Annotated in this window: 23 protein-coding genes and 1 pseudogene; 18 read left to right on the forward strand and 6 right to left on the reverse strand. The window is 68.0% G+C overall.

Features of this window, described 5'->3' with window-relative positions; genetic code table 11:
- Position 1: 1 nt before the first annotated feature.
- Complete coding sequence (locus OG883_RS28715) at positions 2-784, forward strand: SDR family oxidoreductase (RefSeq protein WP_266546618.1); 783 nt, start codon at positions 2-4, stop codon at positions 782-784.
- A gap of 309 nt (positions 785-1,093) precedes the next feature.
- Here OG883_RS28715 and OG883_RS28720 read toward each other — a convergent pair whose 3' ends face one another.
- Positions 1,094-2,209 (reverse strand): ADP-ribosylglycohydrolase family protein, encoded by a 1,116-nt coding sequence (locus OG883_RS28720; protein ID WP_266546621.1) that lies wholly within the window; start codon positions 2,207-2,209, stop codon positions 1,094-1,096.
- A 557-nt stretch (positions 2,210-2,766) separates the two neighbouring features.
- Positions 2,767-5,358 (reverse strand): bifunctional FO biosynthesis protein CofGH, encoded by a 2,592-nt coding sequence (locus OG883_RS28725; protein ID WP_266546624.1) that lies wholly within the window; start codon positions 5,356-5,358, stop codon positions 2,767-2,769.
- 216 nt (positions 5,359-5,574) lie between these two features.
- On the opposite strand from OG883_RS28725, the gene OG883_RS28730 reads away from it, so the two are divergent.
- The 11 genes from OG883_RS28730 (at position 5,575) to OG883_RS28780 (ending at position 15,135) form a co-directional block, all read left to right on the forward strand.
- Positions 5,575-6,087 carry a hypothetical protein gene (locus OG883_RS28730; RefSeq protein ID WP_266546626.1) on the forward strand — a complete coding sequence of 171 codons (513 nt, stop codon included), beginning with the start codon at positions 5,575-5,577 and terminating at the stop codon, positions 6,085-6,087.
- Positions 6,084-6,239, forward strand: coding sequence for a hypothetical protein (locus OG883_RS28735; RefSeq protein WP_266546628.1), 156 nt, complete (start codon positions 6,084-6,086; stop codon positions 6,237-6,239). The genes OG883_RS28730 and OG883_RS28735 overlap by 4 nt, the downstream gene beginning before the upstream one ends.
- A gap of 106 nt (positions 6,240-6,345) precedes the next feature.
- Positions 6,346-6,864, forward strand: coding sequence for an SseB family protein (locus OG883_RS28740; RefSeq protein ID WP_266546631.1), 519 nt, complete (start codon positions 6,346-6,348; stop codon positions 6,862-6,864).
- The gene (locus OG883_RS28745; protein ID WP_266546634.1) at positions 6,861-7,505 is read left to right on the forward strand and encodes a hypothetical protein; all 645 of its coding nucleotides are present in this window, start codon (positions 6,861-6,863) and stop codon (positions 7,503-7,505) included. Before OG883_RS28740 ends, OG883_RS28745 begins: the two co-directional genes overlap by 4 nt.
- On the forward strand, positions 7,505-12,148 hold the full coding sequence (locus OG883_RS28750) for a putative T7SS-secreted protein (RefSeq protein ID WP_266546637.1): 4,644 nt from the start codon (positions 7,505-7,507) through the stop codon (positions 12,146-12,148). The genes OG883_RS28745 and OG883_RS28750 overlap by 1 nt, the downstream gene beginning before the upstream one ends.
- Before the next feature lie 32 nt (positions 12,149-12,180).
- Positions 12,181-12,642 carry a hypothetical protein gene (locus OG883_RS28755; RefSeq protein ID WP_266546639.1) on the forward strand — a complete coding sequence of 154 codons (462 nt, stop codon included), beginning with the start codon at positions 12,181-12,183 and terminating at the stop codon, positions 12,640-12,642.
- A 90-nt stretch (positions 12,643-12,732) separates the two neighbouring features.
- The gene (locus tag OG883_RS28760; protein WP_266546641.1) at positions 12,733-12,990 is read left to right on the forward strand and encodes a hypothetical protein; all 258 of its coding nucleotides are present in this window, start codon (positions 12,733-12,735) and stop codon (positions 12,988-12,990) included.
- A gap of 396 nt (positions 12,991-13,386) precedes the next feature.
- Positions 13,387-13,512, forward strand: a complete 126-nt coding sequence (locus OG883_RS28765; RefSeq protein ID WP_266546643.1) for a hypothetical protein — start codon at positions 13,387-13,389, stop codon at positions 13,510-13,512.
- Positions 13,505-13,777: a hypothetical protein gene (locus OG883_RS28770; protein WP_266546646.1), complete on the forward strand. Its 273-nt coding sequence runs from the start codon at positions 13,505-13,507 to the stop codon at positions 13,775-13,777. The genes OG883_RS28765 and OG883_RS28770 overlap by 8 nt, the downstream gene beginning before the upstream one ends.
- A gap of 174 nt (positions 13,778-13,951) precedes the next feature.
- On the forward strand, positions 13,952-14,404 hold the full coding sequence (locus OG883_RS28775; RefSeq protein WP_266546649.1) for a hypothetical protein: 453 nt from the start codon (positions 13,952-13,954) through the stop codon (positions 14,402-14,404).
- Between the two features lie 440 nt (positions 14,405-14,844).
- Positions 14,845-15,135 carry a hypothetical protein gene (locus OG883_RS28780; protein ID WP_266546652.1) on the forward strand — a complete coding sequence of 97 codons (291 nt, stop codon included), beginning with the start codon at positions 14,845-14,847 and terminating at the stop codon, positions 15,133-15,135.
- A gap of 131 nt (positions 15,136-15,266) precedes the next feature.
- Here the strand turns inward: OG883_RS28780 and OG883_RS28785 are convergent, their stop codons facing one another.
- Positions 15,267-15,683 carry an ATP-binding protein gene (locus tag OG883_RS28785; RefSeq protein WP_266546655.1) on the reverse strand — a complete coding sequence of 139 codons (417 nt, stop codon included), beginning with the start codon at positions 15,681-15,683 and terminating at the stop codon, positions 15,267-15,269.
- Positions 15,684-15,806: 123 nt separating this feature from the next.
- On the opposite strand from OG883_RS28785, the gene OG883_RS28790 reads away from it, so the two are divergent.
- Positions 15,807-16,661 carry a helix-turn-helix transcriptional regulator gene (locus OG883_RS28790; RefSeq protein WP_266546657.1) on the forward strand — a complete coding sequence of 285 codons (855 nt, stop codon included), beginning with the start codon at positions 15,807-15,809 and terminating at the stop codon, positions 16,659-16,661.
- The gene (locus tag OG883_RS28795) at positions 16,658-16,852 is read left to right on the forward strand and encodes a DUF397 domain-containing protein (protein WP_266546659.1); all 195 of its coding nucleotides are present in this window, start codon (positions 16,658-16,660) and stop codon (positions 16,850-16,852) included. The genes OG883_RS28790 and OG883_RS28795 overlap by 4 nt, the downstream gene beginning before the upstream one ends.
- Before the next feature lie 564 nt (positions 16,853-17,416).
- On the opposite strand, the gene OG883_RS28800 is transcribed toward OG883_RS28795, so the two are convergent.
- Positions 17,417-17,878, reverse strand: coding sequence for a prevent-host-death family protein (locus OG883_RS28800; protein ID WP_266546661.1), 462 nt, complete (start codon positions 17,876-17,878; stop codon positions 17,417-17,419).
- A 40-nt stretch (positions 17,879-17,918) separates the two neighbouring features.
- Complete coding sequence (locus OG883_RS28805) at positions 17,919-18,746, reverse strand: LLM class F420-dependent oxidoreductase (protein WP_266546664.1); 828 nt, start codon at positions 18,744-18,746, stop codon at positions 17,919-17,921.
- A 98-nt stretch (positions 18,747-18,844) separates the two neighbouring features.
- Between OG883_RS28805 and OG883_RS28810 the strand changes: the two genes are divergently transcribed.
- From OG883_RS28810 to OG883_RS28825, 4 genes are all read left to right on the forward strand, one after another.
- Complete coding sequence (locus OG883_RS28810) at positions 18,845-19,216, forward strand: hypothetical protein (RefSeq protein ID WP_266546667.1); 372 nt, start codon at positions 18,845-18,847, stop codon at positions 19,214-19,216.
- A gap of 111 nt (positions 19,217-19,327) precedes the next feature.
- On the forward strand, positions 19,328-20,839 hold the full coding sequence (locus OG883_RS28815) for a CehA/McbA family metallohydrolase (protein WP_266546669.1): 1,512 nt from the start codon (positions 19,328-19,330) through the stop codon (positions 20,837-20,839).
- 388 nt (positions 20,840-21,227) lie between these two features.
- The gene (locus tag OG883_RS28820) at positions 21,228-22,034 is read left to right on the forward strand and encodes a helix-turn-helix domain-containing protein (protein WP_323181000.1); all 807 of its coding nucleotides are present in this window, start codon (positions 21,228-21,230) and stop codon (positions 22,032-22,034) included.
- A 16-nt stretch (positions 22,035-22,050) separates the two neighbouring features.
- Positions 22,051-22,305, forward strand: coding sequence for a type II toxin-antitoxin system Phd/YefM family antitoxin (locus OG883_RS28825; RefSeq protein WP_266546674.1), 255 nt, complete (start codon positions 22,051-22,053; stop codon positions 22,303-22,305).
- Positions 22,306-22,509: 204 nt separating this feature from the next.
- On the opposite strand, the pseudogene tnpA reads toward OG883_RS28825, so the two are convergent.
- Positions 22,510-22,911: pseudogene (gene tnpA, locus OG883_RS28830) on the reverse strand (IS200/IS605 family transposase); the annotation flags it as partial.
- Positions 22,912-22,928 lie beyond the last annotated feature (17 nt).

Consider the following 22,928-nt stretch of genomic DNA (forward strand, 5'->3'; position numbering starts at 1 on the left):
AATGCTGCTCCAGGGGAAGACCGTGATCGTCTCCGGTGTCGGCGCCGGGCTCGGCCATCAGATCGCCGCGACCGTCGTACGGGACGGGGGCAACGCGGTCCTCGGCGCGCGTACCGAGGCGAATCTCGCGAAGTCGGCCGGCGAGATCGATCCCGGCGGCGGGCGGACCGCCTGCCGCGCCACGGACATCACCGACGAGACACAGTGCGACGCGCTGGCCGCGCTCGCGCTCGAGCGCTTCGGGAGGATCGACGCGGTCGTCCATGTCGCCGCCTGGGACAGCTGCTTCGGGGGCCTCGAGGACGCGGACTTCGCGACCTGGCAGGGGGTCATCGATGTGAACCTGCTGGGCACGCTGCGGATGACCCGCGCCTGCCTGCCCGCGCTCAAGGAGCGGGGCGGGTCGGTCGTCATCATCGGTACGCAGTCGGCCGTGGCCGCGCCCTCACAGGTGTGGCAGGCGGCGTACGCGGCATCCAAGGGAGCTCTCACCTCGGCGATGTACTCGCTGGCGCGCGAGCTGGGGCCGCACCGGATCCGGGTGAACACCGTGCTGCCCGGCTGGATGTGGGGGCCGCCGGTCCAGGCGTACGTCCGGTTCACCGCGCACACCGAAGGGGTGCCGGAGCCGGAGGTGCTGGAGCGGCTCACCGAGCGGATGGCTCTGCCCGAGCTGGCCACGGACGGAGACGTGGCGGAGGCCGCGGCCTTCCTCGCCTCCGACCGGGCCCGGGCGATCACGGGCCAGTCGCTTCTGGTCAATGCCGGCGAACTGATGCGGTAGCAACACGCCCACGGTGAGGACTGTCGGCTTCACCTCTTCTCGGCCGCACGGGACCCGCATCCCGTGCGGTCTCTCGCTGTGCCGGGGGCCTCCCGGAGCGCGACGCGGTGCTTGCCCTGATCATCAACGACGACGACGGCAGCGGTGCGGCCGCCGCCGGGCTGTTGCCGACGCCCGCCGGGGCCGCCGCAGCCGCCCGAGCAACCCGAGCCGCCGGAGCAGCAGGGGCCGCCCGAACCCCCGGAGCCCCCGAGCCGCCGACGCGAAGGTGCTCGGCCGCCAGGATGCGGACGGCTGACCTCGCGCTGTTCAGGTGCGCGGGTAGCGGGCCAGCCAGCCGGGCGCGTTCACCGTGGGGCCGTGCAGGGCCGGGCCCTGCGTCATCTCCATCGCGAAGTCGTCGGCCAGTTCCAGCACGGTGGGACGGCCCTCCAGCTCGGAGAGCCAGGCGGGCGGGAGCGCCGTCTCGCCGTGCAGCACGCCGAGCAGCGAGCCGGTCAGCGCGCCCGTGATCTCGGAGGGGCCGTCGTGGTTCACGGCGAGCCGCAGACCGTGCCGGATGTCCTCGCCGACGAGGGCGCAGTAGACGGCGATGCCGAGGGCGTCCTCGGCGTAGTGGCCCTCGCCGAGGGCGGCGATCCTGGCGGGACCCGGGATGCCCTGCCGTACGGCGCCGAGCGCCTCCTTGAGGGCGTCCGTGACGGGCTGGTGCCCCGGGCGCGGGGCCAGCTGGGCCAGGGCGCGCTGCACGGAGCCGTCAAGGGTCTCGCCGCGGGCCAGTCCGTGCACGATGACGGCGAGCGCGCCTGCGGAGAGATACGCGGTGGGGTGGCCGTGGGTCTGGGCGGCGCACTCCACGGCCAGCTGGCACACCAGGTGCGGCTCCCAGCCGACGAGCAGGCCGAAGGGCGCGGAGCGCACCAGCGCGCCGGCGTCGCGCGCGGTGGGATTCTTGGGTGCTTCCAGGGTGCCCATGCTCTCGTCGGCGAGCCCGATCAGGCTGGCCGGGGACGGGTCGCGGCGACTGTAGAGCCACTCTTCGCGGGCGAGCCAGCCATTGTCCTTGCGGCGCTCGTCGGGGCCCCAGTCGCGCTGGGTGGCAGCCCATCTGAGGTGCGCGCGGTGCACATCGGTGGGCGGGTGCCAGGCGCCGGTGTCGCGGCGGACCTGGGCGCGGATCAGCCCGTCGACGGTGAAGAGGGTCAGCTGGGTGGCGGAGGTGACGGCGCCGCGCCGGCCGTGTGCGGGCACGAGGTCGACGACGGCGTCCGGGCCGTGGGCGGCGCGTATCTCCTCGAGGGTGAGCGTGGCGACCCCCGCACCGAGCGCGTCGCCGATGGCGCCGCCGAGCAGGGAGCCGCGCACGCGTGCACGGAAGTCCTGCTGCTCGGCACGGCCCCAGACGGCTGTGGCTGCTGAGCTCACCGCGCCCCTCCCGATGTCGAACGTATGCCAGGCGCAGCACTGTAATCGACCGGGAAGGTCGACTCAGGAGCCTGAATCGGATCGCTACGGTATGTGGACAGACGGGCATCTGGCCGGTTTTGCCCACTGTCGGTGGGTGTCGCCGTATCCCGCACGTCGGTGAGGCGGCGCACCAGGGGCTCCGGGTCCGGCTCGGCGGGGTCCGCGCCGAGCGGCTGGAACCGGTCGAAATCGGCGAAGGCCTCAGCGACCGGCCTGCGTCCGGATGCACCGCGGCGCGCCCCGCATCGGCCGGTGAGCGGGTCTGGGCGACCAGCAGCCTCATCGAGCCCCAGAGCCAATGCCCGGTGCCGCGCCGCCACCGAGCCTGCGCGGCAGGCCTCGACCCCGTACCGCAGCGCCCGCGGCAACGCCGTACCCGGCTGCGCGCACAGCAGGTGGTACGTCTCCTCCAGTCTCAGCCCGAGTCCAGTCTCAGCCCGAGTCCAGTCTCAGCTCGAGCCGGGCGGCCTGCCCCCACCGCCGTACGGTCCAGCCTTCGCCCATGGGGCCACCTGCTAGTCGGAGATCACCGGCAGCAGCTCCGGCAGATGCCCGTCCGACGCGGTGGCCGCCTGCTGCCGCTCCTGCGGCACCTCTCCGTACAGCGTCGTACGCGGCTTCGCCGGACGGCCGGCCTCCTCCGCGATGGCGATCAGATCCTGGACCGAGCGGTACGAGCCGTAACTGGAGCCCGCCATCCGGGAGATGGTCTCCTCCATGAGGGTGCCGCCCAGGTCGTTCGCCCCGGAGCGGAGCATCTCGGCCGCGCCCTCCTGGCCCAGCTTGACCCAGCTGGTCTGGATGTTGGTGATGTGCGGGTGGAGGAGGAGGCGTGCCATCGCGGTGACGGCACGGTTGTCGCGGGTCGTCGGACCGGGCCGGGCGATGCCCGCGAGATACACGGGTGCGTTGGTGTGGATGAACGGCAGCGTCACGAACTCCGTGAAACCACCGGTCTCCTGCTGGATCCGGGCCAGGGTGCGGAAGTGGCCGAGCCAGTGCCGCGGCTGGTCCACATGTCCGTACATCATGGTCGAGCTCGACCGGATGCCCAGCTCGTGCGCGGTCTTGACGACCTCGATCCAGTTGGCCGTCGGCAGCTTGCCCTTGGTGAGGATCCAGCGGACCTCGTCGTCGAGGATCTCGGCGGCCGTGCCCGGGATGGAGTCGAGCCCCGCCTCCTTCGCCGCCGTCAGCCACTCGCGGATCGACATCCCCGTCCGCGTGGCGCCGTTGACGACCTCCATCGGGGAGAAGGCGTGCACATGCATGCCCGGCACGCGCTCCTTCACGGCGCGCGCGATGTCGAAGTACGCCGTGCCCGGCAGGTCGGGGTGGATGCCGCCCTGCATGCACACCTCGACCGCGCCCACCTCCCACGCCTGCTCGGCCCGGTCGGCGACCTGGGAGAGCGAGAGCGTGTACGCGTCCGCGTCCGTACGACGCTGGGCGAAGGCGCAGAAACGGCAGCCAGTGTAGCAGACGTTGGTGAAGTTGATGTTGCGCGTGACGATGTACGTGACGTCGTCGCCGACCACGTCGCGGCGCAGCTCGTCCGCGATGCGGGTGAGCGCGTCCAGCGCGGGCCCGTCCGCGTGCAGCAGCGCGAGCGCCTCGTCGTCGGTGAGCTTCGTCGGGTCGTCGGCGGCCCGGCTCAGGGCCTGTCGTACGTCGCCGTCGATACGGGACGGCACCATGCCGGGCACCGCGGCCTCGCGCAGTGCCTCCCAGTCCCCGTACACCTCGTCGAAGTCGTCGCGCCGGTCGGAGGTACGACCGCTGGTGTCGATGGTGCGGTGCAGATCGGTACGGCCGGAGGCGGTGAACCCTTCGTCGGGCTCCTGCCAGGGCAGGCCCACGGGCTTGACGTCCTCGCGGGCCAGCCCGGTCTCCTCGTCGACCAGCGCCCGTACGTGCGGGAGCAGCCGGGGGTCCAGCCAGGGCTCGCCGCGCCGGACGAACTCCGGGTAGACGCAGAGGCGTTCTTCGAGCCGGAAGCCGGCCGCCGCCGACTGCTCGGCCAGCTCGTCGATCTGCGGCCAGGGGCGCTCGGGGTTCACATGGTCGGGCGTCAGCGGCGACACCCCGCCCCAGTCGTCGATGCCCGCGCCGATGAGCCGGGCGTACTCGCCCGCCACCAGGTTCGGCGGCGCCTGCAGACAGGCGGAGGGGCCCATGATGTGCCGGGCGACGGCGACGGTGGCGACCAGGTCGTCCAGCTCCGCGTCCGGCATCCCGCGCATCGCCGTGTCCGGCTTGGCGCGGAAGTTCTGGATGATGAGCTCCTGGATGCCGTGGTAGGCGCGGGAGATGCGGCGCAGCGCGAACAGCGAGTCCGCGCGCTCCTCGTGGTTCTCGCCGATGCCGATCAGCAGCCCGCTGGTGAAGGGGACGGAGCTGCGCCCGGCATCCTCCAGAACACGCAGCCGGACGGCGGGCTCCTTGTCCGGGGAGCCGTAGTGCGGCCCGCCGGGCTCGCTCCACAGGCGCTCGGCCGTGGTCTCCAGCATCATGCCCATCGACGGCGCGACCGGCTTGAGCCGCTGGAAGTCCGTCCAGGACAGCACGCCCGGGTTGAGGTGCGGCAGCAGCCCGGTCTCCTCCAGGATGCGGATCGACATCGCCCGTACGTACGCGATGGTGTCGTCGTACCCCTCGGCCTCCAGCCACTCGCGCGCCTCGGGCCAGCGGTCCTCGGGCTTGTCCCCGAGCGTGATCAGCGCTTCCTTGCAGCCCAGCTCGGCGCCGCGGCGGGCGATGTCCAGAACCTCGTCCGGCGACATGAACATCCCGTGACCGGCCCGGCGCAGCTTGCCGGGGACGGTGGCGAAGGTGCAGTAGTGGCACTTGTCACGGCACAGCCGGGTGAGCGGGATGAAGACGCTCTTCGAGTACGTGATCACACCGGGCCGCCCGGCGGCCTCGAGCCCGGCGTCCCGCACCCGCGCGGCGGAGGCGGCCAGGTCCTTGAGATCGTCCCCGCGGGCCTGGAGCAGCACGGCGGCCTCGGCGGTGTCGAGGGCGACCCCGTCCCTGGCCCGCTTGAGGGCGCGGCGCATCGCGTTCTCGGTGGGGCGTTCGGGACGTCCGTGCTGGTGATCCGTCATGGATCGAGCATACGAGCCGCCTGTGAGGTGCGGGCAACGAGCGGATTGAGCAGGAGTACTGATCCGCGCCCGCGCGTGGGTGCCTACGCTGAGCCCGACATTCTGATCAAGCCTTCGGGGGACCACTGCGATCGCTCGTATCCCACGGACATGAAGTGCGGCGGAGAGCACGCACGTGGATGTGTACGTGGGTGTGCACGAGGAGGGGAAGTCACCGTGACCGAGGCGATTCCGTTCCTGGTCTCCCTCATCACGACGGGACGGCTGCACGGAGTGGGGCCCGGCTCCACTCTCGACGAGGTCGACCGGGCCATCGACTGCAGCTTCTTCGACGACATCGGCGACGGCCGGAGCCACCTCCGCCGGGACTACGGCTTCTTCGAGTTCGCCTTCAACGCGGACCCGGAGCATGAGTGGGTGATGTCGGGTGTGACGGTTGAACTGCATCGGCTGGCCGGGGGACGTGAGCGGGCGGAGGAATGGCGGGCGGGGATGCGTGTCGACTTCCCGCGGTACCTCGCCTGGACCGACCTGCGCGAGGCGTTGTCCCGGGTCGCGGGAGTGGACTGCCTCAAGGAGGTGGACCAGGGAGGCTTCCTGGAACACCGCTACCGGGCGCCGGGCGCGAGTGTGGCCGTGATCGTGAACGACGACCACGAGGAGCGCGGCCCGCAACTGGGGCACGGGGATGTGTGGAGCGTGAGCCTGTGGGCGGCGAAACCGGCATGACCGAGGCACGCGCGGAACGGCCATGGCACGAGGTCGGCCTCGACCGGCGCCCGGCCTGGCGGCGCGTTTCGCCGTGCGCAGTCGAGCCCGCTCTGCTGCGCTACGACCCGTCCCCCATCGAGAACGCTCGCGCCGCGGCCGGGCAGGACTGAGCAAATCCGGCCGTGTGCGACAGCACCGGAACTGTCTCCTTTTACATGCCCTCTTGACCCTTTCCTTCGTTGCATTAGAGAAGGCACGCGTGAAAGCATTCGATGCGTGGTGGACAACGGGGATGACATATCGAGGCCTGACAGGCCGTCGAGACTGGCCGAGTTGGCCGATTGGCCCGCGCCGGCGGAAGCAGCCGCACCGCAAGCGGCGCTCGAACCGCCGGAAGTGTCCGCACCGGAGCCCAGCCCGACACCTGAAGATGAACTTGCTGCCGCAAGACGACAGTTTGCGGTGCTGCTGGGGGAATTCCGGCGTGCGGCGGTGCTGGTGCCGATCGACGAGTACGGAAGCCTGTGGTCCGCGGATCAGGGCGGTGTGCGGTGGATCTGTGCGTTCTCGGACGAGGAAGCACTGGCCCGTTTCGCGCGGGCGCAGGGGGATGCCGAGCGGGAGTGGATGTATCACACGCTGCTGGGCGCACGGCTGTTGGACGTCATGGTGCCGAAGCTGGGAGTGCCGGCCGGGGTGGCGCTGGATGCGGGCAGCGAGGACGGCATGTTGTTTCCGCCGGTGGCCGGAATTGTGCCGGATGCGGTGGCAGTGGATCTCGGCGGAGTGGGATGAGCGGGGAGCAGCCGGACCTGGCGGCGCCGCCGGGCGCGCTGGAGCTGATCGCGAACGGCATCAACTTGGCCCATGCCGAGCTGAAGGAGCTCGGCATGATCGGCGAGGCCACCACGGGACGTGGTTTCACGGACCTGGCCCTGTCGGGCCTGGAGTTGGGGCATGGCGGGCTGACTGCGGAGTTCACAACGTTCTGTGAGCGCTGGGAGTGGGGCGTGCGCGCGCTGATGCAGAGGGGAAACGGGTTCGCGAGCGCGGTGGGACTCTCGGCCGGGGCGATCTCTGAGCAGGAGCGGTACATCAAGGACACGCTCAAGATCGGTGTGAACTCTTTGAACGGGAATCCGCACCTGGACGAGGACGAGGTCAAGAAGATGCGCTGGGACGAGATCAAGTCCCAGATGCCGTACGACAACGCGGACTACAGCGAGGAGTCGATGTCGAAGGCGAACGCGGAGGCCAAGCAGACCTGGCAGAACACCACGTATGACGTCGAGGACGCGCTGCTGGACTCGTGGGAGAAGAGCGGCTTCATCGACCCGAAGCTGCGGGAGGCGACGGACGAGCAGCTGCGCGAGTTGCTCGACCCCTCCGAAGCGACGGTCGAGCAGGCTGAGCAGAAGCGGTGGGGTGACCGCTGATGCCTGACTACGGAGACATGTTCGGCAAGGTGGTCGGGGCCGGCTACGACAAGGTCCGCGATGGTGTCGACTGGGGCAAGGAGAAGGCGGGCGAGGGCGTCGACTTCGTCACCGACAAGACTGGCGGTCTGCTGGACCGTGTCGGTGCGAAGGACTGGGCGGACACCGTCGAGGACTGGGGTGATCGGAAGGCTTCGTCCCTGGGCGCGGACGTGGGTGAACAGCAGCTCGGCCAGAGTGGTGAGGCCAATGAGCTGATCCACGGCAATGCCGGAAAGATCAACGCGGGCGTGAAGAACCTCCGGGATTTCAGGGACGCGTTCAATCTGGTCGGCCAGGGCATGAAGAAGCTGGACTCCAGTCACTGGAAAGGCGAGGCGGCCGAGGCGTTCCGCGACAAGTTCAGCACGTTGCCGACCGACTGGCTGCGTGCGGCGGACGCCTTCGGCGACGCGGCCAAGGCACTGGAGAGATACGCCGACACGGTGACGTGGGCACAGGGGGAAGCCACGAAGGCAATTGCCCTCTACAAGAAGGGCACCGAGAGCTCCGAGGCGTACAGCGCCGAGGTCGACGCCTACAACGACGCGCGCACAGGCTCAGACCCGCTCCCCAAGCCTGCCTCTACCGACCCCGGCAAGGCCCAACTGGATCGTGCCCACGAGATCCTGAACGATGCCCGCCGTCAGCGCAACGAGGCCGGAGAGACGGCAAAGAACGCGGTCACCGCTGCCCTGGCTCATGCCCCGAAGGAGCCCACCGGGCTGGATCGGGCAAAGTTCGACCTGGCCGACTACGGCGTCGGCCAGAGCGTCGAGATGATGCATGTCGGAAGTGGCTTCGTGAAGGCCGCAGCCGGGACCGTGAACTTCGTCCGGTCGATCCATCCGCTCGACCTGTACAACATCACCCACCCGGCCGAGTACTGGAAGGGCGTGAACACGACCCTCGCCGGGCTGGCATCCAGCGTCGCCAACCCGGACCGCACCCTCAAGAACGCATGGGAGGCTTTCCAGAAGGACCCGAGCGAGTTCTGGGGCCGCGCGATCTTCGAGGCCGCCACCACCAAGGGCGCGGGCGGCCTCAAGGCAGCCGCACGTGCGAAGGACCTGGCCGACAACCCGAAGGGCAAGGGCCGCGACGGCCACGACAAGGATCCCGACGGCAAGGGTCAGCATTGCACCGAGAAGACGTGCAAGAAGGACCCGGTCGACATCGCGACCGGCCACATGATCCTGCCGCAGACGGACCTCGCGCTTCCCGGCTCGCTGCCGTTGGTCGTCGAGCGCACTTTCGAGTCGTCGTACCGCGCGGGCGGCTGGTTCGGTCCGTCCTGGGCGAGCACCGTCGACCAGCGCCTGGAGATCGACTCCGAGGGGGTGGTGTTCGTCTGCGACGAGGGAAGCCTGCTGGCGTACCCGCACCCGGCGCCCGGGGTCCCCGTCATGCCCACGCACGGCCGCCGCTGGCCTCTGGACCGCGACGCCGACGGCGACTACACCGTCACCGACCCCGCCTCCGGCCGGGTGTGGCACTTCGAGACGCGCCACGACGATGTGGCCCTGCTCGCGCAGATCGACGACCGCAACAGCCGCTGGATCACCTTCGAGTACGACGAAACCGATGCTCCGACTTCGATCGTCCATCACGGTGGCTACCACCTGAAGCTGACGACGAGTGAGGGCCGGGTCACTGCCCTCCACCTCGCCGGCGCAGCCCAGGACGGCACCGACCAGGAGATCCTGCGGTACGGCTACACCGACGGCCACCTCACCGAGGTCACCAGATCTTCAGACCGCCCCCTGCGCTTCGGCTACGACGAGCACGGCCGTATCACCTCCTGGACCGACACCAACGGCAGCCACTTCGACTACGTCTACGACGACCGCGACCGCTGCATCGTTCAGTCGGGTACCAACGGCCACCTCGAATCCACCTTCACCTGGGATGGCAGGGACCCGGCGAGCGGCCTGCTCAGCACGTCCATGACGGATGGCCTCGGCCACACCCACCGCTACCTCATCAATGACCGCGTCCAAGTCGTCGGCGAGATCGACCCCCTCGGCAACGTGACACGGCTCGAGCGCGACCGCTACAACCGGCTGCTGTCGGTGACCGATCCACTGGGGCACGTCAGCCGTTCCACGTACGACGAGTCGGGCCGTGTGACGACAGCGGTACGCCCGGACGGGCGGGAGTTGTCCGCGGAGTACAACGAGCTTGGCCTGCCGGTACGCGTTAAGGGCGCGGACGGGACGGTCACGCGCCAGACGTACGACGAGCGCGGCAACCGCACGTCGGTCACGGATGCTTCGGGTGCGACGACGCGGTTCTCGTACGACGGGGCCGGGAACCTCACCTCGGTGACGGACGCGCTCGGCCACAGCTCATTCGTGCGTTGCGACGGGGCAGGACTCCCTCTCGAGACGACCGACCCGCTGGGTGCGACGACCCGCTACGAACGCAATGCGTTCGGCCGCCCGGTCACCATCACGGATGCGCTTGGAGCGATCACCCGCTTCGAGTGGACCGTGGAGGGCATGGTTTCCCGACGTATCGACGCGGACGACAGCGACCAGTCCTCGGTCTACGACGGCGAAGGCAACTGCCTGTCCCACACTGATGCGGTGGGAGGAGTCTCCACCTTCGAGTACGCGGACTTCGACCTGCTCGTGGCCCGTACCGGTCCGGACGGTGCGCGGTACGAGTTCAGCCACGACACGAATCTTCAGCTGACCAGGGTCACCAACCCGCAGGGGCTTACCTGGGACTACAAGTACGACTCAGCCGGCAGACTCGTATCTGAGACGGACTTCGACGACCGGACCCTCACGTACACCTATGACGCAGCGAGCCGCCTGAACTCGCGGACGAACGGGCTCGGCCAGGTGGTCCGGCTCAAGCACAACGAGCTCGGCCAGGTGGTCAGCAACGAGGCGGACTACGCGGTCACCACATTCGAGTACGACATCTTCGACGAGCTCGCCGTGGCAAAAGGTCCTGACTCGACGCTGGTCCGACTCCGTGACCGGTTCGGACGGCTCAAATCTGAGACCGTGAACGGGCGCACGATGACATTCGGCCATGACGCCCTCGGTCGCCGAACAGCCAGGACGACCCCGAGCGGTGTCGTCAGTTCATGGACGTATGACGCAGCCGGCCGTCGCATCGAACTCATGACGTCCGACCGCACGATCACATTCGAGCACGACGCCATTGGCCGCGAACTCGTCCGGCACATCGGAGAAAACATCACCCTTACGCACGAACTGGACCCCTTGGGTCGTCTCGTCGACCTTCAGGTCACCTCCCATGGCCGCAGTCTCCAGCACCGTGCTTACACCTACCGCGCAGACGGCAACCTCGTCGGCATCGACGACCAGCTCTCCGGCACCCGAAGTTTCGTCCTCAACGCGACCGGCCGGGTCACCACCGTCCATGCAGCGGGGTGGACCGAGCGATACGCCTACGACGTGGCGGGCAACCAAACAGAGGCGGCATGGCCTGCCTCGCACCCGGGCCACGAGGCCACAGGTGCGCGTGCCTACACGGGCACCCACATCAGCCGTGCCGGAAACGTCCGCTACGAGCACGACGCGCAGGGCAGGGTCGTGCTCCGTCGGAAGCCTCGGCTGTCCCGCAAGCCGGACACCTGGCGATACGAATGGGATGCACAGGACCGTCTCATATCCGTCATAACTCCGGACGGTACAGACTGGCTCTATCTGTACGACCCGCTCGGTCGGCGTATCTCCAAGCAACGCCATGCTGTCGACGGCCAAACCATCGTGGAGGAAGTCACCTTCACGTGGGACAACACAACGCTCTGCGAGCAGACCACTCAGAGCGAGGCCCTGCCCGACCTTGTAGCCCTCACGTGGGACCACGATGGCCTACACCCTATCGCCCAAACGGAACGAATCCTCACTGCTTCACAGGACGAGATCGATGCACGCTTCTTCACCATCGTCACGGACCTGGTCGGAACTCCCAACGAACTCATCGATGCGTCCGGCAACCTCGCCTGGCACACACGCAGCACCCTGTGGGGTGCGACAACATGGGCAACTACCAGCACGGCGTATACGCCACTCCGATTCCCTGGCCAATACTTCGACCCCGAAACCGGCCTCCATTACAACTTTCACCGCCACTATGACCCCGAGACTGCTCGCTATCTGTCAGCAGACCCCCTCGGACTCGCTCCGGCTCCGAACCCAACCGCGTACGTCCATAATCCGCACACGTGGACTGACCCAGATGGGCTCGCCCCGTGCAATCAATTCCTCGAAACTCGAGGTGAAGCATTCAATGCGGCGCGGGAACGAGCGGGCGTGCCAAATAGTCAGCAGCCCGTCAAACAGTGGGAAGTCGGTGACGATCCGACGCAACGTCACCGGACGAGCAACTATGTATACGACCCGAATCCAGGGGCTCACGGGCGTTACTACCAGTATGAAACGCCACAGGGCACGCGCGTAATTGCCGAGCACACTCGTGACCCGAACGCTCCGTATCCACACTTCCATGCGGGGCAGCCCAAGACGGGTGGCTTCAACGTGGACATGATGGGGGAGAGGTACCAACAGGTCGGCGACAAACACCACATCTACTACACAGGAACTAGTACGTCGACATCATAGCGACGAAGCCCGCGAGCGATAAGGCTGCGATCATGAGCGAAGAGCTAAGACGAAGAATCTTGCTTGCGAAGGAAAAAAGGGAGAAGGAAAGAATCGAACAGCGTCTGCCGGACGCGATCTTTCAGCGGTTCGTTGATGGCAGCGAGATCCCCGGGTGGGCGGGCGAGGAGCTTGCGCGATTCTGCCGCACCGAAACCCGCCCCGACTACTCCACGGCCGCAACTTCACCACAAGATTTGGGTGGGTGGATTGAAACCCTGGCGAGGGATCATCAGTTTCCCAGCACCCTTCTCGCGCGCACCGGGTTGGAGAACTTCCCTTGGCTCGAGTGTCAATGCACATCCGCAGGGTGGGCCGAGGCACTGCGGGACGTGCTCGGACACGACTTGACTCTCCTGTCCGAAGACAAGCGACGACTGCTCGTTGTCTTCGAGGAGGAGTACGAGAACATCGCCTTCGTGACATCGAGAGAGAGTCCGTCGTCGGCAGAGTAAGGAACTCTCATGGAAGCCCGGCATCCGATCGCATCGGACACTTCACTAGGGCGTGAGATCGGTGCTGACCCCGTCGCTATCCAAGACGAAGTGTCCGCGACCAACCGTCAACTCGTCGGTGAGGTGCCTGCGATGAGGATCGGGGTCATCGGGCGAATCACTTCCGCGGAAGAGCACGGCAGATACGTCAGGATTCAGCAGTTGTCGGACGAACCTCCCAGCTACGTTGTGCTGACTGCATCAGACCGGAACTTCCAGAGCGAAGGCGGCGATGCGTGGGTTGAGGATGAGACCTCCCTACGCCAGTACTTCGAGGAGTCCCGCTGGACCGTCCAGTGGGAGGACTGAAGCGGACAGCGCAAGGCGGAGGCGTGGACGAGCCGAGTAAGTTGCAGATCTATGCCGTGGAAGCGGCAGCCGAGTCCAGAGGGGTTTGCATCGCAAGGTGCGTCGGAGGTGTTGTCCGGGTTGGGCAGGTTTTCACGCACGAGAGCCCCTCGGGGCTTCGGATACGGACCTGCGGCTGACCCTGGACAGGATCGAGTGGTACATGGGGCTCTTCGACCCGCCCCATGCAGCAGGGGTCTACTTCTGCGGTGCCTCGACATCGGCTCTTACTCGCGGGGCCGTCAGCACTTCCGCACCGGCCGGTGGGCCAGCGAATCTCTGGAAGGCTGACCGTGAACGCTCTTCCGTGCCTCGACCCATGTGCCGTCATCCGTCGCTCGGGACATCCTGAGCAACATGGGCATTGATATCCCCTGCCGCATCAATAATGGGGACATCGATCCGTTACTCGAAACCTTTGCACCGAAGATGACACCCGAACAAATTACCCAATTCGCAGAGGAGGCCTACCGACGTGCCTGAATCCGCGATGCTGAGCGTTCTGTCGCTGGAGCCGATGACGACCGAGGACACGATCATCTGCGTGGTGCGGTGCATCGAAGGCGCCGCGGCACTCGGAATGCGGTTCCGTACCGGCTCGGCGGGCCGGCTTACGCTGACACGGATCGAGTGGTACGGCAGGGAGGTCGAGCAACTGGACACCGTGCACTCCGGCAAGGTCACGCTGACCGGCGCCGGGGCGGAACTGGTGCGACCGCAGGACGCTCTGGTCGCTGCCGGGCCATGACAGCGCGAGCCGGAAGGCCGGGTGCAGCACCTGCCGCGCAGACGAGCACTCCCCCGCCAGCTACGTCCCCGATTGGTGGCGCTGCCCCTACGCGGTCGAGCCCGCTCTGCCGCGCTACGACCCGTCCCCTATCGAGAACGCTCGCGCCGCGGCCGGGCAGGACTGAGCAACCCCGTGATGAGGATGAGGTTTTCCGTACTCCCCGGCCAAGGCGAGCCAAACGGATTCGACTTGGGGGACATGCTCTGCTTCGGCGACCTCGGAGAGGCGACCTCACAGGGTCATACACCGGACCAAGGGATGATGATCTACCTTTCCGTGACCCTGCTCCTGGACAACCTCCGCCAATTCCTCAAGGGAAGCAACAAGGTATTGAGCTACACCGGAGTGGACACATCTTTCAATATCACCGTCCGTCGGATAAAGAATGGGATGTTCTCCGTTTCCGCTGGCAATACGCTGTTGGACAGGGTCGGACTGGATGAACTGACCCAGGCGGTCCTTGCCGCTGCAGAGGAGTTCGCGACCTGCGTATTCGATCTACCCGAAGACGATGCCGCCAGACATGATTACCTTGCGGCCATAAATGACTTCCGAACGCTGACCAACAACTCGACGGCGAAGTGAGCCGTTGCACTGCGTAGCGGTAGTGGTGGCCGGGCCCAGGGCCGCGCCGTGAGTCAAAGGCATGAAACGATCTGCGACTGGCCAGGCCGATGGCCCTGGCTCCCCCACGACTCCACGCGGGGAGTCAGGGAGTAACCGCCTCGCTGCGGGTTCGAGCACGAATTCGCGCACCTCGTCGTCCGACAGGTGGTGTACCCCGGGGGAAAGCTCTCAGGAGGAAGCCTGCGTCAAAACCCTTCGCGCCCGCCGCATAGCGTGTAGCCATGACCATGCCACCCACGCCAGGCCACCGGCCCGTACGGCCAGCAGCAGCCCGGCCCGTACGGTCAGCAGCCGGACCCGACCTACGAGCAGCCTTACGAAGGTGGGCCACTGACGGAGCTTGAAGTGCCGAACAGCGTAGTGGAAGAACTCAACAAATATCCGAGGATCCGACACAAGTGACGCAAACAGACGCTTGGGGTGCCGCCAAGGAAAGGTACCCCCTGGGCTCCAGCGCCCGAGGCGTGGTAAAGGCCCGATTCAATTTTGGCGTATTCCTTGAACTGGAATACGCACCGCAGGTGAATGGCTTCATCGATATCAGCTCCTACAACCCCTCCGGGGCCGACGAGAAGGCCCCTGCACCCCTTCCGGAGGTCGGCGAAACGGTTGAAGGAATTGTGGTGCGCCTGGTCGATCGCGACCAACAGATCCGGATCCGCGTCGGCGCGCCGTTCTGGGAGGACTGAAGGCGGCGACGGCTGCCTCCCGGTGGGGCAGGTGCGCAAAGTCGCCGCCGCGGCGGGGGATTGATCTGATGCGGGGCGCTTACCGTAGCCGGAGCAGTCCATGGACATTCCGTCAAGAGCCGTAAATCGGCTCATGGCAGCGGCAATTCTGCCCAGACCGTTTTACCGATCACGCGGTCCTTCGCACCCCAGGACGTGGCCAGCGCGTCGACCAGGAGCAGGCCGCGGCCCGTCTCCGAGTCGGGGGTTGGAGGCCTCGGGGACGGTTCGCGGTCGCCTCGGGCGTCCGAGATCTCGATGCGGAGCGTCAGCGGCCAGAGCGTGAGGTGCAGTTCGAAGTCGCGGCCCGGGACGCGGCCGTGAGTGACCGCGTTCGCCGCGAGCTCGGCGACGATCAGTGCGGCCGCGTCGGACAGGTCGCTGCCGTACGGGATGCCCCAGCCGTCGAGTTGATGGGCCGCGAGGTGGCGGGCCAGGCGGGCGCCTCTTCGCGTGGCGCTCAGGCGCTGGGTGAACTCGGCGGCGGGGGTAGCGGTTTCGGCTTTCATGTCACTGAGCGTGTCCGGTTCGCCGTACCCTGACCAGGAGCGCGATCGCGACGCTGGGTAACTGTACGGGTACGGACGGCAGGCTGTACGGGACGTCGGCCGTGACCGAGAAGGCGGTACGGCATGACGGAAGAGCGGCCCGAGCGGCCGGCTGAAGTGGACGGGACGGCGCATCTCTTCAGCGCGCTCGGCAAGCAGCTCAAGGTGCTGCGGGAGAACGCCTCGATGAGCCAGCGGGAGCTGGGGGTGGCGGCGCATTGCGGGGAGGATCTCGTCTCCGCGATGGAACGGGGTGTACGGACGCCGCAGCCGGATTTCCTGGTCCGGGCCGATGAGTTGCTGGCCGCCGGGGGCGTGCTGAAGGCCGCCCTTGACGATGTGCGTGCGGCAAAGGCGCGGGCCAGGACGCGGCACCCGGAGTGGTACCGGAATTACGCGAACCTGGAGGCGGAGGCCATCGAACTGCACGACTACAGCAACCAGGTCGTGCACGGACTTCTACAGACCGAGGACTACGCGCGAGCGATCTTCTCCCAACGCCGCCCCTTGCTGGACGAGGAGACCATCGCCAAGCGCGTGGCCGACCGACTGGCCCGTCAGCAGATGTTCGAGCGCTGGCCAGCACCAACCTGCAGCTTCATCCTGGAGGAAGCCGCGCTGCTGCGGCCGATCGGCGGACGCGCCGTCCACAAGGACCAGTTGCTGCAGATGCTGCGCATCGGACGGCTTCGAACCGTAGAGCTTCAGATCATGCCGACTGATCGCGAGGAACACCCCAATGTGGACGGGGTGTTCACCCTGCTTACAGCAAAGGCACGTCAGCAGGTTGCCTACACAGAGGTCCAGGGCTACCCCAGGCTGATCACCGACGCGGAAGAGGTCCGGCTCATCACCGCTCGCTATGGCATCCTTCGGTCGCAGGCTCTCAACGCCCGGGAAACCCTGTCCCTGATCGAGAAAACGCTGGGAGAGCGATGAACACCGAGCAGCTTCACTGGTTCAAGTCCAGCCACAGCGGTGGCGAGGGCGGCTCCTGCATCGAGGTCGCCGCCTCCCCGGCCACCATCCACATCCGCGACTCCAAGGTCACCCAGGGCCCCCAGCTCGCCGTCACCCCCACCACCTGGTCCGCCTTCGTGACGTACACAGGGCTGCTCCCTCTGGACTAGCCAGCACGCGTTTCTCCGGGCCCGCCGCCGTCCCCCTCGGCAGGCTCGGTGCACGTGACCACACCACGACTGACCGTCGCCGCGTGCCCGCCGCCGCCCTCTTCCCCGCGTACGGCCCCGCACCGGGGCGCCCACCGTGCAGGCGCCCGGTGCGGCCGGGGGCTACAGGTGCTGCGTGTACGGCGGGCAGCCCGCCCGTTCCCAGGCCGAGGCCGATACCTACTCGGTGTCCTTCGGGTGCCGGGTCGACGCGTAGATGGACGATGCGGCGCGGCTCATCCACGAGATAGCGGACGCGGCCGCCCGCCGTCACTTCGTACTCCCACTGGGGATACTCTCGCCCGCCCAGGTTGCCGGTTGCCAAGCGTCCACGCAGCCGGTGTTGCCGATCCGGGGCGGCCTGCGACAGGGGGTTGCCGCGCAGGGCCTCGAAACAGCGCCTCGTGTTTCCCGGCGCCTCCCCGCCCAACTCCCCCCACCCTTTGGCCGCCTCATTCGTGGCGAACCGTAAGCGCCATTCCTCGCCGACCGCGGGTGGGGCGACATCGTCGCCACGCTTGGGGGTCACGGAGCGACCACCTCTCCGTGGTCCTCGTCCGGCAGCCGGCGCGTGAGCTGCCTGGTCAGCTCGGGGTCGGCCAGAATCCGAGCCGTCGCACGCCATTCGACGACGACACGGTGGAGATTGGCGTGGACGTCCAGGTGGACGGCGTCATGCGTCGCGTCGACGAGTTCCCGCACGAACTGCGCCACCTCGTCGTCCGACAGGTGGCGCACCCAAGGGAAGACCGATGGCAGCGCGCGCAGTATCGCCCGCGCCCCACCGTCGGAGCCGATCAGCGCGGCGAAGAGCCGGGCCGTGATGTCGGCGGTCTCCTCGCGCTCGCGGTCGTGCCGGGCTGTCGTGAGGTACAGGTCCTCGCCGTCCCGGCGCGTGATGTGCAGCCGGTGGGCCTCGTCGAGCTTCTCGGCGACGTGCTTCGAATTCTTGGAGAGCTCGGAGAACGTGACCGTGGGCGTCAGCATGACCCGACCGTACTTCGGAACGTATTCCGAAGTCAATGCCTCACAGGTACTGTGCGTACTCGTCCAGCACCCTCAGTACCGCCGGCTCGCCCTCCGGCGGGAGCTGCAGCACCACTTCCTCCACGCCCAGTTCCGCGTAGTGCGCCAGCTTGCCGGGCGAGGGCAGTACCGCGTACGGGACCACGTGGAGCGTCTGCGGGTCGCGGCCCGACGACTCCCATACCTCGCGCAGTACCGGGACCGACTCCGCCAGGCCGCGGCCGCCGATCGGGAGCCAGCCGTCCGCGTGCTCCGCGATGCGCGAGAACAGCTTCGGCCCGGCCGCTCCCCCGACGAGCGTGCGCGGTGCGCCGCCCGCCGGCTTCGGGTAGGCGTACGACGCCTGTACGGCTCCGAACTCGCCCTTGTACGCGGTCGGTTCGGGCGCCCACAGCGCGCGCATCAGCGCCATCCGGTCCCAGCCCAGTTCGCGCCGTGATGTCCACTCCACGCTGTGGTCCGCGGCCTCCTCCTTGTTCCAGCCGAAGCCGACGCCGAGCGTGAAGCGCCCGCCGGAGAGGTGGTCGAGGGTCGCGATCTGCTTGGCCAGGTCGATCGGGTCGTGCTGGGCCACCAGAGTGATGCCGGTGCCGAGGGCGAGCCGCGAGGTGACCGCGGCGGCCTGGCCGAGGGCGACGAACGGGTCGAGGGTGCGGCCGTACTCCGGCGGCAGCTCACCGCCCGCCGGGTACGGGGTCGTACGCTCCACCGGAATGTGGGTGTGTTCGGGGAGGTAGAGCCCGGCGAACCCGCGTTCCTCCAGCTCGCGCGCCAGCCGTACCGGCGTGATCGTCTGGTCGGTGAGGAAGATCGTGGTCGCGATGCGCATGAGGCTCCTCCGTCGTCCGTCGTCTCTGGTGGCTGGCCGAACGTATGCCGTACGGTGCCAGATGCCGAGCACTCGGCACCACGGGGAGGATCCACGTCATGATGCGTTTCCGCATCGCCACCACCGCACTTGTGCTGTCCGGAGCGCTGCTCACGGGCGCGCCCACCGCCTCGGCGGCGTACACCCCCACGCAGGCCGTCGCCGTACAGAAGCCCGCCGCCCCGATCGAGGCCCGGTCGTCCGTCACCACAGCGAGCACCGTCACCACAGCGAGCACCGTCACCACAGCGAGCACCGTCACCACAGCGAGCACCGTCACCACGGTCTCCAAGGACCGGAAGAAGAACAAGAAGAAAAAGAAGAAGAGCAAGGGCCTCTCCACCGCGGTGATCATCTGCCTGCTCCTCGGCATCGCGCTGCTCGTCGCCATCGTGGTCCTGCTGGTGCGGCGGAACCGCAGCGACGACTAGCAATACCCGCGCAATCCGCCAATCCCCTTCCCTTGCACGGAAGTTCACGGCTCAATACCAGGGTTTGAGTGCATCAATCCTGTCCCTCTCACCACCTGGGGAGCCGACGGCATGTGCAACGACGAACACATACAACACGCGATGGGCAGACGCGGACTGCTCGTGACGGGGGCGGCGGCCGCGCTTACGTTGGGCAGTGTGAGCTTCGCGCACGCCGCCCCGAGCAGCGGCGAACAGAGCAAGGTCGTACGCGGCACGCTGCCGCCCGGCTCCCCCGACTTCGTGTATCTGCCGGTCGAAGTCCCGCGCGGCGTCCGCGAGATCCACGTCGCGTACACCTATGAGCGGCCCGTCGTCCCGCCCGGCACCCAGGGCAACGCCCTCGACATCGGCATCTTCGACGAGCGCGGCACCGAGCTGGGCGGGGAGGGCTTCCGCGGCTGGTCGGGCGGGGCGCGTACGGAGTTCTTCATCCGCGCCGACGCCGCGACCCCGGGCTACATCCCGGGCCCGGTGCGTGCCGGGACCTGGAACATCGCGCTGGGCCCGTACACCGTCGCCCCGCAGGGCCTGGCGTACGAAGTCACCATCACGCTCCGGTACGGCGCCCCCGGCAAGACCCCCAGGGCGGTCTACCCGCCCGAGCGCGCGAAGGGCCGCGGCCGGGCCTGGTACCGGGGCGACTGCCATCTGCACTCCGTGTACTCGGACGGCCGCCGCGCCCCCGCCGAGATCGCGGCGGGCGCCCGCGCCGCCGGGCTGGACTTCATCAACACCTCCGAGCACAACACCCATTCCGCGCACTCCGCCTGGCAGGGGCTCTGGGGCGACGACCTGCTCATCCTCACCGGCGAGGAGGTCACCACCCGCAACGGTCACATCGTCGCCATCGCCACCGACCCGGGCACCTTCGTCGACTGGCGCTACCGGGCCCGCGACAACCGCTTCGGCCACTACGCGCGCGAGATCCGCCGCGCGGGCGGCCTCGTCGTGCCCGCCCACCCGCACGCCACTTGCATCGGCTGCAACTGGAAGTTCGGGTTCGGCGAGGCGGACGCGGTGGAGGTGTGGAACGGCCCGTACACCCCGGAGGACGAGATCGCCCTCGCGTCCTGGGACAACACACTTGTGGCAAGCGGACGTTCGGGGCGCAACTGGACCCCGGCGATGGGCAGCAGCGACGCCCACCGTGAGCCCCAGGTCATCGGCGCGCCGCAGACGGTCGTCCTCGCCGGCGATCTGACACGCGAAGCGATCGTCGCGGGCATCCGCGCGGGCCACAGCTATATCGCCGAGTCCTCCGCCGTCTCCCTCGCCTTCTCCGCCTCGGGCGGCCGTGGCCGGCACGCGGGCATCGGTGAACGCCTCCGCGTCGACGAGGACACTCCGGTGACGATCCGCCTGGAGGTCACGGGCGCCCCCGGCTGCACGGCGCACTTCGTCACCGACCAGGGCACCCTGCATACGACCGCGCTCCCGGCGTCGGGCGCGGGCACGGTGGAGTGGCGTACGACTCCCGAGTACGCCACCTACGTCCGCGCGGAGGTCCGACACGCGCCCACGGTGCCGGGGCTCCCGGGGCCGCCGGCGGCGCTCACCAATCCGGTGTTCCTGGGGGCCTAGACACTGCGGGGCGCCTATGGCCCGATGCGGCCGAATATAGATGGATGCAGTCAGTTCGTCCGTGTACGGCCGCATCCAGGTTCTCACGTCTCGGTGGGCCCGCACCCAGTACGGCGCGACGTCCAAGGACCAAAGAACTCAGGGAGAGAACCTCCCCAACCCACCCCCAAGCCCCCGTCACCCACACGGGTGATCCGCTCCAACCTGACTGGCGCATATGCCATTTGGCGGTGCAGGCTCGGACTCGACAACCACACATACGACGGCCCCCGGCCGGGAGTGCAATCCCGATCGAGGGCCTGACCACCAAGGAAGAGCAACCTTCCCGATGACTGCGCAGCAGCTTAACGCGCCTCCGTGCGCTGCATCCAGCGTTCCCACATCCGGTGTGCGGCACATCAACCGTCGCCACCCGGACCGCTTCACCGTGGTCGGAAACCACCTCGCCCAGCACCGCGAACTCTCCCTCACGGCCATCGGTCTTGCCGTGCACATCCAGTCGCTGCCCGACGGCGCCAAGGTTTCGATCAAGGCGCTCGCCGAACGCTTTCCCGAGGGCGAGGTCCGCATCGCGGCCGCGCTGCGCGAGCTGGAGGCGCACGGCTATCTCACCCGCACCCGCGAACGTATGCCGTCGGGGCGGGTGATCACCCGCACGGTCTCCTGCAACAACCCGCCTGCCATGCAGGCCGATTCAGCACAGGCGCAGCCGTTGCGATCGACGCCGACATCGGCATCATCACCACCACCATCACCATCATCACCACCGCCACCCGAGCTGCAGCCCTCGCGCCCTGCGCCCGTACTGCCGCTCCTGCCGGTACCCGCAGCCCTCCTCGCCGACCTGCGACGCCACGATCCCCGGCTCCTCCTCGCCGAGCGGGACATCCACCGGCTTGCACCCGCTGTCGACACCTGGCTGCGACGCGGGATCGACTCCGAGGCGGTACGACGCACCCTCACCGCCGCGCTCCCCGCCGGGCCCATCCACCACCCGGCAGCATTCCTCGCCCACCGCCTCACGGTGATGCTGCCTCCACCGCCCCCGGCCGCCCCCGCCGCGCCCCGCCCGGAGCCTCTCCAGAACTGCGACCGCTGCGACCGCGCCTTCCGCGCGCCGGAACCGGGCCGCTGCCGCGACTGCCGCACACCGGCCGGGCGGGGCTCTCCTGACCCCCAGCCACAAGGAGCGTGAAGTGTACACTTTTGCCATGAACGAGACGCTGCCCATCACCGAAGCCCGCGCCCGGTTCGGCTCGCTCGTCCGCCGGGCCTCGCACGCCCGCGAGCGCATCACCATCACCGACCACGGCCAGCCTGCGGCAGTGCTGATAAACCCGCAGGAGCTGGCCGACCTGGAGGACGCGCTGGCTCTCGCCGAGTACCGGGCAGAGCAGGCAGCCGGTACGGTCATCGGCGTCCCCCACGAAGAAGTCCGCGCTCGACTGGGCCTGGGGCGTGAGTGAGCCATCAGGTCATCTGGCGGCTGCGGGCAACCGATACCGCGACGCGCTTCCTCAAGGACGACCCCGACGGCCTGCGGCAAGTCTTCGCCGCAGTCGATCTACCTCTGATCTTGTGCAGTGCTCCTCCGTTCAGGGGGAGGTGAGGCGCGTCCTTGACCGGGCGGCGCGGAGTGCCGTCGTGTCACTGCGGAGCAGGGAAGCCCCTCACGCGGGGCGCTGCTGATTCTGGATGTATTGGCGTACAACGGTCAGCGGTGCCCCGCCGCAGGAGCCGGCGGAGTACGAGCCGGACCAGAAGTGACCGCCCCACAGGTAACGGCGTACATGCGCGTCGTACTCCTGGCGCAGGTAGCGGGAGGAGACGCCTTTGAGGGAGTTGACCAGCTTCGAGAGCTGGACCTTGGGCGGGTAGTGCACAAGCAGGTGCACGTGGTCTTCTTCGCCGTTGAACTGCTTCAGATCGGCCTCGGAGTCTGTGCAGACCTCGCGCATGATCTCCTCGCACCTGGTCAGCATCTCGTCCGTGAAGGCTCTGCGCCGGTATGTGGTGACGAACACCAAATGGACGTGAAGGTTGCAGGCGACGTGACGGCCGGTGCGTACATCAGGATTCGGGTTCCATC

The organism is Streptomyces sp. NBC_01142, assembly GCF_026341125.1.
In the GTDB taxonomy this organism is placed as follows: Bacteria; Actinomycetota; Actinomycetes; order Streptomycetales; family Streptomycetaceae; genus Streptomyces.

What these genes read in the sequence shown, in the direction of transcription:
- OG883_RS28755 (WP_266546639.1), top strand. Translation starts at nt 12,181, where the DNA reads ATGAGCGAAGAGCTAAGACGAAGAATCTTGCTTGCGAAGGAAAAAAGG.
- OG883_RS28815 (WP_266546669.1), top strand. Translation starts at nt 19,328, where the DNA reads ATGTGCAACGACGAACACATACAACACGCGATGGGCAGACGCGGACTG.
- OG883_RS28735 (WP_266546628.1), top strand. Translation starts at nt 6,084, where the DNA reads ATGACCGAGGCACGCGCGGAACGGCCATGGCACGAGGTCGGCCTCGAC.
- OG883_RS28790 (WP_266546657.1), top strand. Translation starts at nt 15,807, where the DNA reads ATGACGGAAGAGCGGCCCGAGCGGCCGGCTGAAGTGGACGGGACGGCG.
- OG883_RS28825 (WP_266546674.1), top strand. Translation starts at nt 22,051, where the DNA reads ATGAACGAGACGCTGCCCATCACCGAAGCCCGCGCCCGGTTCGGCTCG.
- OG883_RS28750 (WP_266546637.1), top strand. Translation starts at nt 7,505, where the DNA reads ATGCCTGACTACGGAGACATGTTCGGCAAGGTGGTCGGGGCCGGCTAC.
- OG883_RS28765 (WP_266546643.1), top strand. Translation starts at nt 13,387, where the DNA reads ATGGGCATTGATATCCCCTGCCGCATCAATAATGGGGACATCGATCCG.
- OG883_RS28715 (WP_266546618.1), top strand. Translation starts at nt 2, where the DNA reads ATGCTGCTCCAGGGGAAGACCGTGATCGTCTCCGGTGTCGGCGCCGGG.
- OG883_RS28745 (WP_266546634.1), top strand. Translation starts at nt 6,861, where the DNA reads ATGAGCGGGGAGCAGCCGGACCTGGCGGCGCCGCCGGGCGCGCTGGAG.
- OG883_RS28785 (WP_266546655.1), bottom strand. Translation starts at nt 15,683, where the DNA reads ATGAAAGCCGAAACCGCTACCCCCGCCGCCGAGTTCACCCAGCGCCTG.
- OG883_RS28725 (WP_266546624.1), bottom strand. Translation starts at nt 5,358, where the DNA reads ATGACGGATCACCAGCACGGACGTCCCGAACGCCCCACCGAGAACGCG.
- OG883_RS28795 (WP_266546659.1), top strand. Translation starts at nt 16,658, where the DNA reads ATGAACACCGAGCAGCTTCACTGGTTCAAGTCCAGCCACAGCGGTGGC.
- OG883_RS28805 (WP_266546664.1), bottom strand. Translation starts at nt 18,746, where the DNA reads ATGCGCATCGCGACCACGATCTTCCTCACCGACCAGACGATCACGCCG.
- OG883_RS28800 (WP_266546661.1), bottom strand. Translation starts at nt 17,878, where the DNA reads ATGCTGACGCCCACGGTCACGTTCTCCGAGCTCTCCAAGAATTCGAAG.
- OG883_RS28810 (WP_266546667.1), top strand. Translation starts at nt 18,845, where the DNA reads ATGATGCGTTTCCGCATCGCCACCACCGCACTTGTGCTGTCCGGAGCG.